The sequence below is a fragment of the Leptolyngbya sp. GB1-A1 genome, from assembly GCF_039962475.1.
In the GTDB taxonomy this organism is placed as follows: domain Bacteria; phylum Cyanobacteriota; class Cyanobacteriia; order Elainellales; family Elainellaceae; genus Leptolyngbya_A.
The window spans coordinates 255,100-272,538 of the sequence record NZ_JAMPLI010000003.1; the positions used below are offsets into that span (position 1 = coordinate 255,100).

Genomic DNA, 17,439 nt, shown 5'->3' on the forward strand with positions numbered 1-17,439 from the left:
AAAAAACAAACAGGGAAAACGCGATCGCCTTCCCTGCTTTAAATTACCTGGTTTGAAGTGGATAAAATAGCAAACTCGTCACCGCTTAGATGACTTGTTCCACTTCTGCGATTTCGGGGATGTATTCCCGCAGTCTGCGCTCGATGCCCATTCTCAGCGTCATGGTAGAGCTAGGGCAGGAACCACAAGCTCCCTGGAGGCGCAGCTTCACTACAGGACCATCGATATCAACTAGCTCGACGTTGCCACCATCCGATATCAGGTAGGGGCGCAGTTCGTCCAGCACCTTCTCGACGTTATCGGTCGTGAGTTCCATTGTTTGCATTGTTCACCTGCCGAATTTCGTTGACTTCATTGTAATGCAAAGGGTTGAGCGCAGTCGGGGGGGCGATCGATACGGATTACACGACCGCAGGCTGAAGCAGTTTGACGTTGGAGAAGCTGTATTCGTCAGTGTGAGTCTTGCCGTTTGCCTCGGTGGTGATGACGCGACCCACGAGGATAGAGTAGCCGTTTACGTTCTCGAAGGTGTCTTCAAACTGAGACACGCCGCCCTTTTGCTCACCTGTTTTCGGATCGTGGTAAACCGAGTCATAGCGATGAGCCAGATAGCCCTCGCTGGTCTGATTCACGCTAAAGGTGTTGATTGTCACAACGACCCCATGGATATGGCGATGGACTAGCGTGACAACGTTATCGCGCACCTTGTAGCGATCGCCCTCGCACTTGCCGCCGACTAGAATTTCTACTGCTCCGGTCTCGTCGGTTGCCCCGTAGGAAAAGGTATTTTCTTTATGGGTGTTTTCAAAGCTGTAGCGAACCCGGTGGATTGCGGTTTCCCACATTTGCGCCGCAATGGCTTTTTTAGCTTGCTCGTCTTCTACGTCCAGTACGTCTGCCTTGCTGTCGGGGTTGACGCGCACTCTGCCCGTATAAACGGTGTCACCTTGCTTGTAGGTTACATCTGCCGTGTAGCCGGGAAAGTTGCTGTCCCAGGTGTTGCGGTTTTCGTAAGCAGCCCGAAACAGATCGCGTGCGGTTTTCTCAGTCATTAGCAATCTCTCCTGATAACCTTTTCTAGTTTAGAGTTTGGCTTGGGCAATTGGGTGAAAAAAGTCGTTTCCTGGCTGATCCGCATCCCAATCTCGAGCTAAAACCAAACCGTTTACTGCCCCATTCGATCGTATGCCTGCTGACGCAATTTCTTTGCCTCGTGGCTGTTGGGTTGAAGTTGGAGGGCTTTGTCCAGGGCAGCGATCGCGTCGTTGTATCGCTGGAGGTTCAGCAGGGCAGCCCCTTTGGTAATCCAGGCTTCTGCCGCGTTGCGCTCCAGGGCAATGCCCCGATCAAGGACGTTGAGGGCTTCTGCCGATCGTCCCAGGGTTTGCAGCGCGACCCCCCGTCGCATCCATCCCTGCGCATAATCCGGTTTCAGAGCCGTCACTTCTTCGTAGATCTTGAGGGCTTCGTAGGTGCGGTTTTGCAGCATGAGCGCGTTGCCCTTGCTCCAAAGGGCGATTGGGTCATTGGGATTGTATGCTAGCGCGTCATTGCAAGAAACGATCGCCGCTTCAGGACGCTTCAGCAGGTTTAGCACTTCGCAGCGTTTGGTGTAGGCATTGGCAAAGTCCGGTTGGGCAGCAATTGCTCGATCGTAGAGCTGAAGGGCTTCTTCGTATTTTTTGCTGCTTTGAAGCTGGGTTGCCTGATCTACCAGTACGGTCGCAAGCTGCTTTGGATCACTCGGCAGCGGAGAAGGGCTGGTCGAAGGATTCGCCGTGATCGAAGTCGGAAAAGCAAGCGGGTTGCGCTCGAACCAGTTTCTGAGCGCCAGCGGCGATCGTGCCTGAAGCGCAGCCACAGACAGCCCGACCGCTGTTACCGTACCCAGCAAAAACCAGGGCTGCCATTGCCAGCGTTGTCCGCTCCAGGCTACTGACCCGATTGTCATCATGGGATCTGGGGCGTTGAGTTTGCCCAGAAGCTGGGTTGCGCCTGTTTGAGCAGGAATGCTATTGCCAAAAGACTCAGAGGGTATCCAGAGGGCGGTTGCCAGTTCGTCTTCTTCCGCTGTCAGAAAGTCGATTTTGTCAGCCTTGGGAGCGATCGTTTGAATGTTCCCCTGAAGGGTTGCTTGGGCGACGGCTTCTCCCGCAGAATTTTTCAGCCCTGCTTTATTTCCAGAAGCCCCTGCCACAGTGAAACGCTGGCGCATTGTGGCTGGAACAGGAACCAAGGGCGGTTCTGTCATGTCTTCAGCGACGGCAGCAGGCAGGTTGCTCAGGGCAGCCAAGGCTTCGGATGCAGTGGGATAGCGTTCGCGAAAATCGTACCGCACCATGCGATCGATCGCTTCGACCAGGGCAGGATGAACGTGCGCCGCAAAGGAATGCCAGTCGATTTCGCCGACCGCATCTTCGCCCAGATATTTGGGGTGCAGTCCGGTCAGTGCCTGGATTCCTAGCACGCCAACCGCATACACATCGCTGCTAAAGCGGGGTTTTCCGGCAAGCTGTTCGCTGGGCATATAGCCCTGAGTGCCGATCGAAATCGTGAGATTGGTCTGTCCGGTGTCGGGGTCAAGATTCTGGTTGCTGACTTGCTTTACTGCGCCAAAGTCAATCAGCACGAGTTTTTGATCGCGGCTACGTCGAATCAGGTTAGAAGGCTTGAGGTCGCGATGAATCACCTGCTCGCTATGCACAAATTCCAGCACCTGCAAAATTTCTTGCAGAAAGGTGAGGGTTTTTGCTTGCGACCAGGGCTTGCCTTCGACCAATTCCTGGGAAAGCGGTTCGCCTTCAATAAATTCCTGAGCCAGGTAAAATTCCTGGTGTTCCTCGAAGTGTGCCAGCAGGCGGGGAATGCGATCGTGAACGCCTAGCCGATAAAGCACCTGCGCTTCGGTGTTAAAACAGCGTCGCGCCATGAGCAGCGTATCTTCGCTTTTAACCTGGGGCTTGAGGTGTTTGATCACGCACTGCGGATACCCCGGCAAATGCAAATCAGTCGCCAGAAAAGTGCGTCCAAAACCGCCAACTCCTAGCTGCTGAATAATTCGATAACGTCCGCCCAGCGGCTTATTGGGACTGAGCGGGGAATGGGAGCGACTCATGTTAAGAATAGCTGCGCTGATGTTCCGTCACAACCGAGCTTTGAACGATAACAGAAGGAAAGTGAAATAGGGCAAAGCAAATCCAGTCAATTCGTTAGCTAAAGTTAACGAACTAAATCAACTGAATGAACTTAGTCTAATCACGAACCTGATGTAGATGCAGACCGACGGAATACAAACCAGGAAGTACGCAGCGAAAAGGAGCGCAATGTCAGCTTCCATTTCACGCGATTCCCCACAAGCATCTGTGAATGCTGAAGGGATACTAGAAAAGGGCAAGAAGCACGAGGTTTAGATTTTTATCAATCCTAATGCTATCTCTGCCTTTCAGGCTACCTCCTTCGGAATATCTCTGCGGCAATGCTCGCTCGGCTCCAAAAAAACTTTAGCAGGACAAATGGCATTCCGCTGGGGCTGAAGTAGGTCAAATCAAGACCCTGCTAAACTCGAAGGCAGCAACCCTATTTCTTCTTTCGGGCAAAAAAACTGTCGTCCGCAAGGAGTAAGCAACCGGATCGAAAAATTTTAGCTCAGCAATTTGTTATGACCAGTACGCATGAAGTGTTAAGACTTGCCCTAACCCAACCTGTGAATCACCCGCTGGAGCCGCTCACCGTTGAAGAAGTGGCTGCGGCAGTGGCTCTGGTGCGACAGGAGTCCAATCTAGGGGTTGATGTCGGGGCATCGTTTCGGTTTCCCTGTGTCACCCTGAAGGAGCCGCCGAAGTCTACGGTGCTGAACTTTCAGGTGGGTGATCCGATCGAGCGGCAAGCCTTCTTAATCCTGCTAGATAATGAGACTGGAACCACCTATGAGGCGATCGTTTCCCTGACCCAGAAGCGAGTTGTATTCTGGCAGGCGATTCCCGATGTACAGCCCAATATTATGCCGGATGAGCTGTCAGAATGTGAGGCAGCCGTGAAAGCGCACCCGGAATTTCGGGCAGCCCTGGCAAAACGCGGCATTACAGATTTGGATCTGGTGGTCGTTGACCCGTGGGCGATCGGCAATTTTGGCTTTGAGGACGAGAAGGGAATCCGGCTGTCGCGGGCACTGTGCTATTTACGCGAAAAACCCGACGGCAACTTCTATGCTCGCCCGATCGATGGTTTGGTTCCAGTTGTGAACCTGAACAAAATGGAAGTGCTGCGGATCGAGGATATGGACGTTGTCCCTGTGCCACCGGAAGCGAGTGAATATGCCGATCGCTTTCAGCCACCGCTCAGAACTGACATCAAACCCCTGCACATCACCCAGCCTGAAGGACCGAGCTTTGAAGTGGACGGACACCATATCCGCTGGCAAAAGTGGGATTTGCGAATCGGATTTACTCCCCGTGAAGGGCTAGTGCTGCACCAGGTGAGCTACGAGGACCAGGGGCGGCTGCGCCCGATTCTCTATCGCGCTTCTCTGTCGGAGATGGTCGTGCCCTATGGTGATCCCCGTCCGCAGCACTACCGCAAAAATGCCTTTGATGTGGGCGAGCATGGCGTGGGTGTCCTGGCAAACTCGCTGACGCTGGGCTGCGACTGTTTGGGCGAAATCCGCTATTTTGATGCTGTGTTGACCAACAGCCGGGGCGAAGTTGCAATTACGGAAAATGCAGTCTGCCTGCACGAAGAAGACTACGGAATTCTTTGGAAGCATACCGACTGGCGACTGAACGAAGCGCAGGTGAGGCGATCGCGCCGCTTAGTGCTTTCCTTCATTGCCACCGTTGATAACTACGAATACGGCTTCTTCTGGTACTTCTATCAAGACGGCACGATTCAGTACGAAGTCAAGCTGACGGGAATTTTGCTTTGCGGTACGCTGGTTGATTTTCCTCAGTATGGCACCGTTGTTGCTCCCGAGCTGAATGCCCTCAACCACCAGCATTTCTTTAACCTGCGGCTCGACTTTGACCTGGATGGCACAGGCAACTCGGTTTGTGAGGTGAATTCTTACGCTGAGGCGATCGGCCCCGAAAACCCTCAGGGCAACGCCTTTTATGCTCAATCAACGCTGCTCACAACCGAACAGGAAGCCCAGCGCATTATCGACCCCTTTACCGCCCGCTACTGGAAGGTCGTCAATCCGAACGTCACTAATCGACTCGGTCAACCCGTTGGCTTCAAAATTGTCCCTGGTGAAAATGTGTTGCCCTTTGCCCATCCCGACTCGCCGATTCTGAAGCGCGCCGGATTCATGACCAAACACCTGTGGGTCACGCCCTACGAACCCGATGAGATGTTCGCTGCAGGCAGTTATCCCAACCAGCATCCGGGCGACGAAGGCTTACCCCAATGGACGCGAGCCAATCGATCGATCGAAAACACCGATCTCGTTGTCTGGTACACCTTCGGACACCACCACATTCCCCGCCCCGAAGACTTCCCCGTCATGCCCACTGCCTATTCGGGATTTATGCTCAAGCCCGTGGGCTTCTTTGATGCCAATCCTGCGCTAGATGTACCGCCGTTGGTAAAGGGGAAGGAGCAGGGGTGTTGTCATGAGGGGTAGATGGGTGGATGGGTGGATGGGTGGATAGGTGGATGGGAAAGTGGGGATGAGGAGACTCCGCCCCCTGCCCGCTACGATCGCCTCACCACTGCTAACGCCCGCTCCGAACTAGTCGGCTGATACCCATCCACGGGATAGCGATCGAGATGACGATACATTACGGCTTCTTGTGCGCTCACCCGGCAGGAGAAAAATTCAACGGCTGCCTGTCCGTTAGGCAGGACGCTTGCTTTAGGGAACCAGTCTTTGGGCATTTCGGTGTGCCACTGCCAGGGAAGTTTGCTAGGCAAAGCCTGGATCAGGCGGTGGTGGCGCCATATCGATCGCTTGCCGATCGCCTCGGGGGGAGAACTGCTTTGCCTCGTCCCAAACTCTTGCAGTTCGCGCTTGAGTAGAGAAGCGACCATAAATGAAGCGGCTGATCGATCGCCGTCGATCGCAGCCATAAAGTGTGGCATTGCGCCTTCGGGCTTAGGGGGAGTGGCGATCGTGCTGTGGGTCAGGGCTTGTTGCAGGTGAGCTGTGGTGCTGAGTGCTTCGGGCAGGGCAAAGATTAGTCCGGCTTCTTTGGAAGCAGTGCGATACAGGTAGCCCACCAAGCAATATCCCGGTTTGAGCCATAGTCCGGGTAGCTTGAGCAGCACCGATGCCGGATTAAACGGACTAATTAACCACGGGCTTCGCTGCACAAAATCGGTTCTTTCTTCTTTCGATCGTCCGCCAAAGGTAAAAATGTCGCTCAAGTCGTCGAGGAATTCGGGTTCGGGCACTTCTGTACTGGGTTCAGGCCAGCTAGAGAGCTGAGTTTGGGTATTTGCTATCGCAAGCTCCGCTTGAATCGTGTTTCTGAGTTTTTGAATTGCTTCTAGGGGAAACTTCCGAATTGTCATAACATCTAATGTCCCAATCTTTGAAAAAGTAAATAAACTTTCTCATTAAGAAAAAAGTAAATGAGTGAGCAGCAGATATATCAGAAACAGAGAGATCTGAGCGAAAAATGCCAACGGTAATCGAAGAGCGATAAGTACTCATTCTCTCAGTTAGCCCAAATTTAATCGCAGAATCTTAACTTTTGTAGATCAGCAATTGAAAGCAATTTTCATCTTCAAATGATTGAGGACCCAAGGCACTCTGCGTCACCTGAACAATCAATTTAACGGGTCGAGTGTCAGGCGGAAAATTTCCCATGCGCTCCAGTCCCAGGGTGAAAACCATCTGGTAGGTTCCGGGCTGCTGGGGAAACACGATCGCTCCCATTGCTTTGGTGGCTTCTCCCGGACGGGGTGTCCCTTGGACAAAGAGCAAGTTTGGTGTTGAGTTAGGAATTCGCTGTTGATCGCGGTCGAAAAACTGCACCTTCACGATCGCTCTACCGCGCCTTAGTCCTGTATCGTAGCCAAACCACTGTGCCTTGCCCGTATTTTTGAGCTGCGCTTGCAGAATTATTTCCTGGGAAGGGCGAACGGTGATCCCTTCTGGAATCAGTTGACCGTTTTGGGTTTGAATTTTTTCAATTACGCCGTCGAGCTGGCGACGATAAACTCTAGGACGAGGAATCGGATCGTTAAACTTGAGCAGCAGGTTTTTAGTGTGTCTTGAAATTTGATTATCCTGCCAGTTCCACAAGCGATCGACGCTGAAATAAGGGGAAGTGTCCCAAATATGCCGATCGCTAAATGCGCCCACAACCTGCACAAAGGTTGAGTAAACTGTTAGTAATAAAAATACTGAAACCAGAAGAACAGAAACTCGTTTTCGGCTCTGCTCAAGCTGATTTAATAAATGCGCTAGAACGTAGGCGATCGGATAACACAGGACGGGCAAAAAATCGACGAGAAACCTTGATCCGTAGGTAATCGCTCCCCACCAGGGCACATAGAAACAGTACTGAATAAACAGCACCAAACAGGCAATCCCAAGCAGAATCAGCAGCCGTTCATCAGTTTGCGATCGTCTTTTGTAAACCTGATACCATCCCGGAATTGAAAATAGCAGCACCGGGGAAAAGATCAGCAAGCCACGACTCGGACTGATGAGATATCCCCAAAACGCCGTATTAAAATAGTTCAGCGTCCAATCATAGGTGCTTGAATGCTGAAATAGGCTGCTGTAGCCACCGACAATCAAAACCCGCAGACTGAATCCGAAATAATAAATATTCCAGGCACTATTGAACAAAAAAGACAGTCCGCCAATCAGAAAAAACAGCGTTTCCCTGCGATAGGTAACGACAACGTAGACCAATATTGCAGCAAGAAACAGTAAACCTGTTGGACGAATTGCAGGCAATAAACCGCTAAAAAAGCCGGCAGTGACCAACATGGTTTTGCGCCGATGCGAGAGACTTTCGCCCTCTAGTCGATTAGCTTTCCAGAGGCACAGCAGAATGCAAACCAGAGCCAAGTTTGAAAGTGTATGGGCCCAAAGTCCCTGAGAACTCACCGCCCAATTTAGTGTGGCAAAGCCGTAGATAAAGGTGATTAATAAACTGATCGATCGATCGAATTTCAGCCTTGCCAGTAGATAAAAAATAACGTTGGTCAGAGCAGCTAAGATGGCTCCGGCAAGCTTTTCATAAAACTGTCGCTGCGGCTCAAATGCCGGATTCGTAATGTCTAAACCCAGCGGTTGATGCTGAAGAATTGCGCTCAGCTTGAGGTAGAGAAAAAACAGCGCATAGAGCGGAAAACTGAGTAATGCAGTACCGATCGGATAAGCAGAAGTGAGATGTCCGGTCGGCGATTCGGTAAAGAAATAGGGAATACCGTTCTGCCCAAAAATATCATTGGGCATATAGTAATGTCCGCCGCGAAAAGCATCGAAATGCAGCGTATGATTCTCCAGCCAGTTAAAGGCAAGCAGGCTACTCGGCACACTGTCATTCGAGCTGATGATTGCTCCGTTCGCCAGATAGATAAACAGCGTACTGCCAAATAGCATTAGCCATTCAGCCCATTGTCCATAGCGAATCTGCCTCACCTTGGCCTGAGCGGGAAATGGTTTCATCTCTCCTGACCGATCGCGATCGTCCCAAGCAGACTATCACATTAGCAGAATGATTCTCCATCGCTATCGGTAACTGCCTCAGCAAGGATTTGAATTTGAAAAGTCAAAATCATTTCCCTAAAACTCCTGCCCCACGTAGATCGATCGCACTTCTCCGTTGCGCCGCACGATCGCTTCTTGATTTGAAACCGAAACCAGTATCCAGCCGCTATCGCCGATCGGTTCACCCACCTGTGCCCGGCGTGGACTGCCGTTAACTTCAAACAAGGCTGCCGATCGATCGCCCAGCTCCAGAACACCAATCAGTTTGTAGCTGGAAGCTGCCGCAATATTGGGCACGTTTGCCGCAGGTGCAGGAGTGGTCGGGGCAGTATTTGGGGCAGTATTTGGGGCAGTTGCGGAGGCACTGGGCTGCTGAATGACGACGTTAGGCTGTGCGGTGATCACCTGAGGCGGCGGATAAACCGGAACGTAGACCCGCTCTAGAACGGTTTGGGAAGGAGTCGGCGAGGCAGCGGGCTTTTCGGGCTGGTTTTGCTGAGCCAGTCGGTTTGCTTTGGCTGCTTGCCCAATGCGATCGAGCGAGCGATTTACATAGTCTAAAAACTGCTGCTGCTGTGCTGCCTGAATTTGTTCTGCGGTTGGCGGGGGAGCTTTTGCCACAGGTGCGGAAGTTTGCGCGGATCCATTTCTCCAGCGTGGAAGCTGATCTGTATTGCGAAGCCACAGCCAGAGAATTCCTGTGGTTAGCAAAGAAGCGCAGAGCGTCGAAAGCAGTAGCATATCAAACGATCGTCTTTTTGCCGCAGGATGGGCTGACTGACTGACTGCCAGCACCACATCCGGGTCAGGCTCCACCTCACCTGGAACAAGCTGACGCGGCGTGAGGCGAGGCATCAGGGCAGCGATTCCTCCAGGAGCGGCGATCGACCCCACAGGAAGTTCCGCAGGCGGAGCGGGCTTTTCGGCAGGCTCAGGCTCAACGGATAACAACGTTTCCCGTGCCAGAGCTTGCTCCAGTCCACCAAACAGGTCATCCATCAGGCGATCGGCACTCTGGTTAAACGGACTGCTTGCCGCAGATTCTAACGGCTCTAGCAGGGCTGTCTGCGCCATGCTTGCTTCGGCTTGTGCCTGAGCAGGCTGATCGTCGGTGGGTGAGGAAGGCTGAAAAGGAGGCTGGGACATAGGACGACAGGATGAGTGACAGTGATCAAGAGCGATGCGGAGAAGAACTTCTGGGATAATTCGCCCAAACATAAAATCCTTCTCGATCGAGACTGCCCTCTTTTATAACCTGTAAATGCAGCGTTGTAACCTATTGAAACTAGGAAACGATCGCTATTTGTAGTCAGTTCAAAGGTGCGGGCAGTTGAAAACTAGTATTTTTCTCCCAACTGTATCAGGATTGCCCCGATTTCTGAAAATGGTTTATAAAAATCAGCAAATCGGCCGGCTTCGGAGTTTGCTTCAGAGCTTGAGTGTCGTGGAGACGATCGGCGTGAACCTGACAATGAGGGACAAGTGGGGCAGTTCGGGTCACAAGGCTCTACCGAATGACTTCGTCTATCGATCTGGTGCGCGATCACCCCTTCAGGGAACTGCGAAGCATACGCACTTCCAGATACACCAGCAGCGCATTCACGTCTGCCGGATTCACGCCACCAATGCGGGCCGCCTGTCCAACAGTGAGGGGTTTTACCTTTGCCAGCTTTTCACGGGATTCTTTTGAAAGCGTCGAGATGGCGTGGTAGTCCAGATCGGGGGGGAGCGGGCGATGCTCCTGGCGGGCGATTTGCTCGATCTGGGTTTGCTGCCGCTGAATGTAGCCGGAGTATTTGATGTCGATTTCTGCGCCTTCTTGCTCTGCCAGGGCCAGGCTAGGGTTGCTGAGCTGATAGCGATCGAAATCCGCATAGTGAATTCCAGGACGACGCAGCAAATCTGCCAGCGTAATCGATCCTTTGATTGCCTGCTGAGTTTCTGCCGCAATTTGCTTGCCGATCGGCTCGTGTTCTTTGACGCGGGTTTCGTGCAGCCGTTCTTTTTCAGCGGCAATGTTTGCTTGTTTACGGGTGAAAAGTTCCCAGCGGCGATCGTCGATTAATCCAATCTCGCGTCCGAGGGGGGTCAGGCGTTGGTCGGCGTTGTCCGATCGCAGAATCAGGCGATATTCCGATCGCGAAGTCAGCATCCGGTAGGGTTCGCGTAGGTCTTTAGTACAAAGGTCATCAATTAATGTGCCAATGTAGCTCTGCTCACGCGGAAACACGATCATGTCCTGATGGCGGGCAAAGCGAGCGGCGTTGATTCCTGCCACCAAGCCCTGGGCGGCGGCTTCTTCGTATCCGGTTGTGCCGTTAATTTGCCCTGCACAAAAGAGCCCCTCAACGTTTTTAGTCATCAGCGTTGGGTAGCACTGAGTTGTGGGGATGTAGTCGTATTCCACCGCATACGCCGGACGCAGCATGACGCAGTTTTCCAGGCCGGGGAGCGATCGCAGCATTTGAAGCTGCAAGTTTTCCGGCAGTCCGGTTGAAAAGCCCTGAATATAAAGTTCAGGAATGTCGCGTCCTTCAGGTTCAATGAAAATCTGGTGTGATTCTTTGTCGGCAAAGCGGACGATTTTATCTTCAATGCTGGGACAATAGCGCGGACCTTTCGCATCCACCCAGCCACCGTACACCGGAGACAGATGCAAATTTTCTCGAATGATGCGATGGGTTTCCGGGGTGGTGCGGGTCAGGTAGCAGGGCAATTGCTCGCGTTCGACCCAGACTTCAGGATCAAAGCTAAACCAGCGCACGTTGGAGTCTCCGGGCTGGGGTTCGAGTGCGTCGTAGTGAACCGATCGCCGGTCTACTCGTGCTGGAGTCCCGGTTTTTAGCCGGCCGGTTTCAAAGCCCATGCGGTTCAGGGTTTCGGTTAAGCCCACTGCCGCAAACTCCCCGGCGCGTCCTGCCGCCATCGACTTGTTGCCGACCCAGATCGTGCCGCCTAGAAATGTGCCCGTGGTTAGGATGACGGCTTTGCAGCCAAAGGCAACGCCAAAGTAGGTTTGAACGCCAATAATTTCGTCATTTTTGCCCAACACCAGATCCGTAACCATGCTTTCGCGCACCATCAGGTTTTCCTGATTTTCAATGATGCGCTTCATTACGGCTGCGTATTCCCGCTTGTCAGTTTGCGCCCGCAACGCCCAGACCGCCGGACCCCGCGAGATATTCAGCACCCGCTTTTGCAGATAAGTGCGATCCGCGATTTTGCCGATCTCGCCGCCCAAGGCATCAACTTCATGGGTCAACTGCGATTTTGCCGGACCTCCGACCGCTGGATTGCAGGGCTGCCAGGCGATTTTATCCAGATTCAGCGTCAGCAGCAGCGTCCGACAGCCCATTCGAGCCGTTGCCAGAGCTGCCTCACAGCCTGCGTGCCCGGCTCCGACAACGACGACATCAAAATAGTCTTGAAAATCAGTGGGCGTTTGCACGGTCATAGCCTGAAAAGCTGCTCATCCGGGAGATCTTTCCCATTTTAGCGGGTTCGATCGGGCTAAAGAATGACGTTGCGATCGGGTTGTTGCCCGTGGACAGGGAGCATTCGGTTTCGTCTGATATCAATGCTTACAGTGTTATCACGCGGGTGGCGATCAGGCAGGCGGGTTTAAGCTGATGCTGAGTGAGCAGATTCAGGATAAGGTCTATGATGAATGCAGCCAGAAATTATCGCAAAAGCAGAAAGCGTCTCTTGCAGGTCTTACTGGTTGTTTTCTTCGCGCTCAATGTTTTGTCCTATGCAGGGGCTTATGCTCTGACTCACTATAATCCTCCTGGACAGTGGGGTTTGGGACGTCCTAGACCGACCAGTTCTAAACTCCCGCTCGATGTTGGACTTGAATTTGTCAAGCAGCGTATTTCCATCAATCCAACCGAGTGGCTGGAGACCTGGTTTATTCCTGCTCAAGGATCTATGTCTCGCGGGACGGTTCTACTTTTTCCTGGAAATGGAGGGAGCAAGGCTAAACAGCTTTTAGCTCCAGCCGAGGTATTTCACGAGCTAGGATATGATGCCTTGCTGGTTGATTTTAGAGGGGTTGGCAGTTCCAGTGGCAACACAACAACGATCGGTGTACGAGAAGCCAAAGATGTTGCCCTAACCCTGAGTTACGCTCAACGCTCAAACTTCAAGCGTCCATTTGTGCTGTACGGGGTGTCAATGGGAAGTGCCGCAATTCTGAGAGCAGTTGCCCGCGAGCAAGTGAACCCTGATGCAGTCATTCTTGAGCTTCCTTTTGCACGACTTTTAGATGCGGTTAGAAGTCGATTAAGAGCAGTCAGGCTGCCACCCTTTCCGATCGCCGAAATGCTTGTTTTCTGGGGGAGCATTCAACATCGATTTAATGGTTTTACGCATGATCCAGTTACTTATGCCACTCAGGTCAAATGCCCTGCTGTGCTACTGCACGGCAAACTCGATAAATGGACGACCTTAGAAGAGGTTGATCAGATTTTTCAGAATCTGAATGGCTCAAAGCAGCTCGTTATTTTTCCAAACACAGGTCATACTTTGCTCGTTACGGTCGATAAGCAACTTTGGAAGCAAGGGGTTGACCAACTCCTCACAGAAGTTCAAGGGAGATTTTAGATACAGGTTGCTTGCAACAAGGCAAAAGTAAAAAAAGAGGTAGATTGCTCTACCCCTCGCTCGGTGTTTTTCGTCTTTCAAGCAGTCTATCGTTGCCGTCTTTCTCGCAGCGGAGCCGTGCGAATTGTGAGCGACTGCGATCGTTCCCCGCGCTGCACATTTACCTGCAAGGGCTGACCGACCTGGCTGTGATCGACTAATCCCTGAAGCTGATCGGCAGAGGTGATCGCCTGCCCTTCAATCTGAGTAATTACATCGCCGCGTCGGATGCCTGCCTGGGCTGCGGGAGAATCAGGGACGACGCCTAAGACGATCGCTCCATTCACTTCGGGCAGCATTACTGTGGCATTGGGATCGCGGTTGTTTTGCCGTGCCAGATCAGGAGTGAGATCAGCAATTTGTACGCCCAGATAAGGATGGGGCACATCTTCGCCGCGTGCCAGAATCGGCATAATTTGCTTCGCCGTGTTGATCGGGATCGCAAAGCCAATGCCCGTCGCGTTTGCCCGAATCGCCGTGTTGATGCCGATCACTTCGCCGTCGGCGTTGAGCAAAGGTCCGCCAGAGTTGCCCGGATTGATAGCAGCGTCAGTCTGAATAAAGTCCAATCGCTTATCGGGAATGCCCACCAGCGCACTCGATCGATTCAGGGTACTCACGATTCCCAAGGTCACCGTATTATCCAGGCCCAGCGGGTTGCCCATCGCGATCGCCCAGTCTCCCACCTGCACATCGTCAGAGTCGCCCAATGCAGCCGTTGGCAGGCTGCTCTGCACCGGAATTTTGACGACTGCCAGATCGGTGACTTCATCCACGCCCAGCACTTCCCCATCCAGGCGGCGACCGTCTTTGAGAATCACCGTTACACGATCGGCATCGCTTACAACATGGGCATTGGTCAAAATCGTGCCGTTGCTATCCACAATAAAGCCCGAACCCTGTCCCTGAAGCCGCTCCTCACCCCCAGGCGGAAAGATGCCGTCACCAAAGAATCGCCGGAAAAAGGGGTCGTTCATGTATGGATCAGGACCACGACTAATCGTTCGCTCGGTATCGATTCGCACCACTGCCAGACCCACGCGCTCAACCGCTATTGCGACAAAGCTGCGGGTGCGCTGTATCGCGGGAGCCTGGGCAATTGTCTGCGGCATCTGGTAAGAGGATAAAGGGCTTGCCCAACTGGGAGAGGCAAATGCAAAAACAATACCCAGCGTGATTGCCAGAATGCGGGTCAGTTTCCCGACTATGAATTGTGCGAGTCTGCGGGTGATCATGTGCTATCCATCCCAAAATTTCATCGCGATCGAGCCATCAATGAGTACGTGATTCACCGGGAGAGTGACGCACCGATCGACAGCTATCTCAGAAGGCTGAAACGCTTTTCAATTCAGCAATTCAGCGTCACGTTTAATTTTATGGCACTGTCTTGAAAAGCCGAGTGCGGTTTTCCCACCTCAAAAGAATCTCTGTCTCTAGAAGGAGAAGGGGCTGAAGGGAGTTTGAGCAAGAGTTGAGACCTTGCATTGCTTCCTAAAGTCTCCATAAATCGGGGACTTTGAAACAAGAACTACGATCGTCGGTTCCCCCCTGGTAGGGTCTGCTGGATACCCACAAGCGATCGCAGCAAGCCAAAGTGTTTGATGAACTGCCCCCTCACCCCGAATGCTGGAAAAACTGCTCAAAGCTCCCTACAGGTGGGAAATTTAGTTTGATGCATTTGACACTGTTCAGCCAGCTCGATCGTGTAGGCATCCTGGATTACCGCGTTGGGCACGTCCCCCAGTACCTGATGCACCCGATCTTTATAGCGTAATCAATCGCAACACGCTTTAAACCACGTCCTAAGACAACCGTGCCGTGCATTCTAAAATTAATCGCTGATTCATCAGCGCGTAGGGCTGAATCTCAAGGGCGCGACGAAATGCCTGAATCGCCGCAGCATATTCGCCCAGTGCAGCATGACATAGACCCATTCCGTGCAGTGCGCCAAAATGCACCGGATTTAGTTCGACTACTCGCTGACAATCAGTAAGCGATCGACGATATTGCTTTTGCAGGTAATACAGCACCGCACGCCGATTCCAGGCTTCGGCAAAGTCGGGCTGATCCTGCACAAGATCAGTCAGCAGTGCCTCGGCTGCCTCTCGCTGATCTGCTTCGATCAATGCCTGACTTTGACTCAGGATTTCCAGTCCATAAGCCCCTTTTTGATGAAACCAAATCCGCCAAAGCTCCTCGGATGCCTCCTGCCGGGTTAGCTCATCGGGATTTTTCAGGTTATTCAAGAGGCGATCGATCGCGAGGTTATCCATGAATTTGCTTTCCTGCAAAACGGCTGCCCCATTGAATCTGAGTTTAATCTTCACAGCCCTTACACTTTTATCTTAAGTGTCATGCAGAAGCTTGTATCTTGAATTACGACATCGATTGGGCGTTGATTGAGCTTGGATTAAACTCTGATTAGACTCTGATGAGGCTCTGGTCTGTTCTGGCGATCGGCTTTGATCCCCGCAAAATGGATACCCGCTCCGCCCGATTGATTGTTCTTCCTGTACTGCTCTCGTCGCAAAATCAACAGAACCTCCTCTGCAATTCGACTTAAAACAGTCTGAACTTCGGGCACAGGATCACGAAAAATCGCTTAGGCTATAGTCCAAAGTTAAATCTTCTGCGGCGATCGAGCCTTACTTCCTTAATTCCCCAAATTCCCTTGTAAAAACTCCTGCGTATCGCACACCTTTGCTTTAAAAGTGCTTTAAGAGGTCAACCCGTGAAAATTGTCTGGGAACAGAGCGTTTACATCGGCAATGCCCCTGTCTTCTGTGCGATTTGCGGTCACAGAGCCTATCCAGTTCGTACCCGCCGCAATCGGCTTATGCTGGCAGTGCTATACGACGATCGCGACGTGATGCAGGGGGAAGCCTGCCGCGACTGCGTAACCTCCGGCTCTGCCGAGATCAAGACACGCTTACAGGAACGAATTGAAAAGCTGCAACAGCAGATGAACGCACTTCAGGCAATGGCACAAAGCGAAATCGAAACGCCCAGCTTGGAAGAAGAGTTCCAGTTTCACTGTCAGGACGCTTCCTGAGAATTTTGTATTCCCGAAGCTGATGCATTATGCTGCGTTAACCCATCCTACGCAAGCTAAATCATCCCCACTCGACGCAAAAACCACGCCACTGCAAACGACTCTCGCCGATCAATCCAGGGAATTTCTGGGCGGAAGTGCGTTGCGCTAATCATCAGGCAGACCAGGTTAATTGCCAGGCAAACCCCCGCCAGTGCAGGCAGGATGTAAGTGGGCAGCATCACCACTCCGATTGCCCACCAGCTAATAACGTGGATCATCATCAGCGTGGCATAGCCCAAGGCCGCACCAGACATGATCCCCACTTGAGCGATCGGGCGACCGATCCCTGTAAAGATCATGGCTTGCAGCGTCGAGAATAGATTCGCCGGAATGAGAAAGGCGCAAATCGCAATACAGTGCGATCGTGAGAATTCAAAGAGAAGCTCCATCATCGAACGTCGGTTCAACTGGAATGTAAGGAAAAGAGGCAGCCATTTCGCTCAGAAGGTTAACCTCAAACGATCGACCTGACCGTGAAGAACCTGATACAAAGAATCCAATGTCCCTCACGGTTTGTATCTGACGCTTAATGACTTCCCCTCAGCATACTGGGAGCCGGTAAAGCTCACTTGCTTCCGTAGTAAAACGCAATCTCTTTGTCTTTGAGCGGGGCAAACCCGGCGGCTTCTAGCTTTTGATTTAGCTCGTCCTGGGGAATGTGCTTCGCGCCAATTCGCACAATTCGCGATCGCATGGTATTTGACACGCCGCTGCGCTGCCGTCCGGCTTCGAGCCCCATCACCTGGTTGTAAAGATCAAGCTTTGCCGGCGGGATCGGTGAGCCGTCAAAATCGATTCCGGCTGCAATTGCCCGATCGATCGCGTCTGCTCCAGTGGTGGACTCAGAGGAGGATTGCGGTTCGGGCGTTACGTTCGTTGTCATGGAAAGCCTACCTAGTTACGTCTCCTCACTATTATCAGGCACGGTCTGCAACCAGAGATAGAGGCAAGCATTGATGGGGACGATCGCTAATAAAAGTGGAAAAACGATTTTTAACCGCTCGTATAAAGAAAACCTTTCGGCAACCCAGCTTGGCTT

At 52.3% G+C, this 17,439-nt stretch carries 15 protein-coding genes; 4 read left to right on the plus strand and 11 right to left on the minus strand.

Annotated features, from left to right (window positions below):
* Positions 1-85: 85 nt before the first annotated feature.
* From NDI45_RS04940 to NDI45_RS04950, 3 genes are all read right to left on the minus strand, one after another.
* A complete protein-coding gene (locus tag NDI45_RS04940; protein WP_190791839.1) occupies positions 86-316 on the minus strand; it encodes a NifU family protein in 231 nt (76 codons plus the stop codon).
* A gap of 85 nt (positions 317-401) precedes the next feature.
* On the minus strand, positions 402-1,058 hold the full coding sequence (locus tag NDI45_RS04945; RefSeq protein ID WP_190791835.1) for a DUF3386 domain-containing protein: 657 nt from the start codon (positions 1,056-1,058) through the stop codon (positions 402-404).
* 107 nt (positions 1,059-1,165) lie between these two features.
* Positions 1,166-3,115, minus strand: a complete 1,950-nt coding sequence (locus NDI45_RS04950) for a serine/threonine-protein kinase (protein ID WP_348246670.1) — start codon at positions 3,113-3,115, stop codon at positions 1,166-1,168.
* A gap of 543 nt (positions 3,116-3,658) precedes the next feature.
* Here NDI45_RS04950 and NDI45_RS04955 point away from each other — a divergent pair.
* On the plus strand, positions 3,659-5,617 hold the full coding sequence (locus NDI45_RS04955; RefSeq protein ID WP_348246671.1) for a primary-amine oxidase: 1,959 nt from the start codon (positions 3,659-3,661) through the stop codon (positions 5,615-5,617).
* A 71-nt stretch (positions 5,618-5,688) separates the two neighbouring features.
* Here NDI45_RS04955 and NDI45_RS04960 read toward each other — a convergent pair whose 3' ends face one another.
* The 4 genes from NDI45_RS04960 to mnmG all read right to left on the minus strand — a co-directional run bounded on the left by NDI45_RS04960 (position 5,689) and on the right by mnmG (position 12,119).
* Entirely contained in the window at positions 5,689-6,507 is an 819-nt protein-coding gene (locus tag NDI45_RS04960; RefSeq protein WP_190791838.1) for a hypothetical protein, read from the minus strand.
* A gap of 175 nt (positions 6,508-6,682) precedes the next feature.
* Positions 6,683-8,623: a hypothetical protein gene (locus tag NDI45_RS04965; RefSeq protein WP_348246672.1), complete on the minus strand. Its 1,941-nt coding sequence runs from the start codon at positions 8,621-8,623 to the stop codon at positions 6,683-6,685.
* Positions 8,624-8,740: 117 nt separating this feature from the next.
* Entirely contained in the window at positions 8,741-9,811 is a 1,071-nt protein-coding gene (locus NDI45_RS04970) for a hypothetical protein (RefSeq protein ID WP_348246673.1), read from the minus strand.
* Between the two features lie 397 nt (positions 9,812-10,208).
* Positions 10,209-12,119, minus strand: a complete 1,911-nt coding sequence (mnmG, locus tag NDI45_RS04975; protein WP_190793098.1) for a tRNA uridine-5-carboxymethylaminomethyl(34) synthesis enzyme MnmG — start codon at positions 12,117-12,119, stop codon at positions 10,209-10,211.
* A 206-nt stretch (positions 12,120-12,325) separates the two neighbouring features.
* Between mnmG and NDI45_RS04980 the strand changes: the two genes are divergently transcribed.
* Positions 12,326-13,267: an alpha/beta fold hydrolase gene (locus NDI45_RS04980; RefSeq protein WP_348246674.1), complete on the plus strand. Its 942-nt coding sequence runs from the start codon at positions 12,326-12,328 to the stop codon at positions 13,265-13,267.
* Positions 13,268-13,353: 86 nt separating this feature from the next.
* Here NDI45_RS04980 and NDI45_RS04985 read toward each other — a convergent pair whose 3' ends face one another.
* Positions 13,354-14,541, minus strand: a complete 1,188-nt coding sequence (locus NDI45_RS04985) for an HhoA/HhoB/HtrA family serine endopeptidase (RefSeq protein ID WP_348246675.1) — start codon at positions 14,539-14,541, stop codon at positions 13,354-13,356.
* On the opposite strand from NDI45_RS04985, the gene NDI45_RS04990 reads away from it, so the two are divergent.
* Entirely contained in the window at positions 14,542-14,697 is a 156-nt protein-coding gene (locus NDI45_RS04990) for a hypothetical protein (protein ID WP_348246676.1), read from the plus strand. It begins immediately after the preceding gene.
* A gap of 411 nt (positions 14,698-15,108) precedes the next feature.
* Here NDI45_RS04990 and NDI45_RS04995 read toward each other — a convergent pair whose 3' ends face one another.
* Complete coding sequence (locus NDI45_RS04995; RefSeq protein WP_190793109.1) at positions 15,109-15,579, minus strand: tetratricopeptide repeat protein; 471 nt, start codon at positions 15,577-15,579, stop codon at positions 15,109-15,111.
* 458 nt (positions 15,580-16,037) lie between these two features.
* On the opposite strand from NDI45_RS04995, the gene NDI45_RS05000 reads away from it, so the two are divergent.
* Positions 16,038-16,358: a hypothetical protein gene (locus NDI45_RS05000; RefSeq protein WP_348246677.1), complete on the plus strand. Its 321-nt coding sequence runs from the start codon at positions 16,038-16,040 to the stop codon at positions 16,356-16,358.
* 56 nt (positions 16,359-16,414) lie between these two features.
* On the opposite strand, the gene NDI45_RS05005 is transcribed toward NDI45_RS05000, so the two are convergent.
* Both NDI45_RS05005 and NDI45_RS05010 read right to left on the minus strand, forming a co-directional pair.
* The gene (locus tag NDI45_RS05005) at positions 16,415-16,792 is read right to left on the minus strand and encodes a hypothetical protein (protein WP_190793102.1); all 378 of its coding nucleotides are present in this window, start codon (positions 16,790-16,792) and stop codon (positions 16,415-16,417) included.
* Between the two features lie 173 nt (positions 16,793-16,965).
* Positions 16,966-17,283, minus strand: coding sequence for a DUF4090 family protein (locus NDI45_RS05010; protein WP_190793103.1), 318 nt, complete (start codon positions 17,281-17,283; stop codon positions 16,966-16,968).
* Positions 17,284-17,439 lie beyond the last annotated feature (156 nt).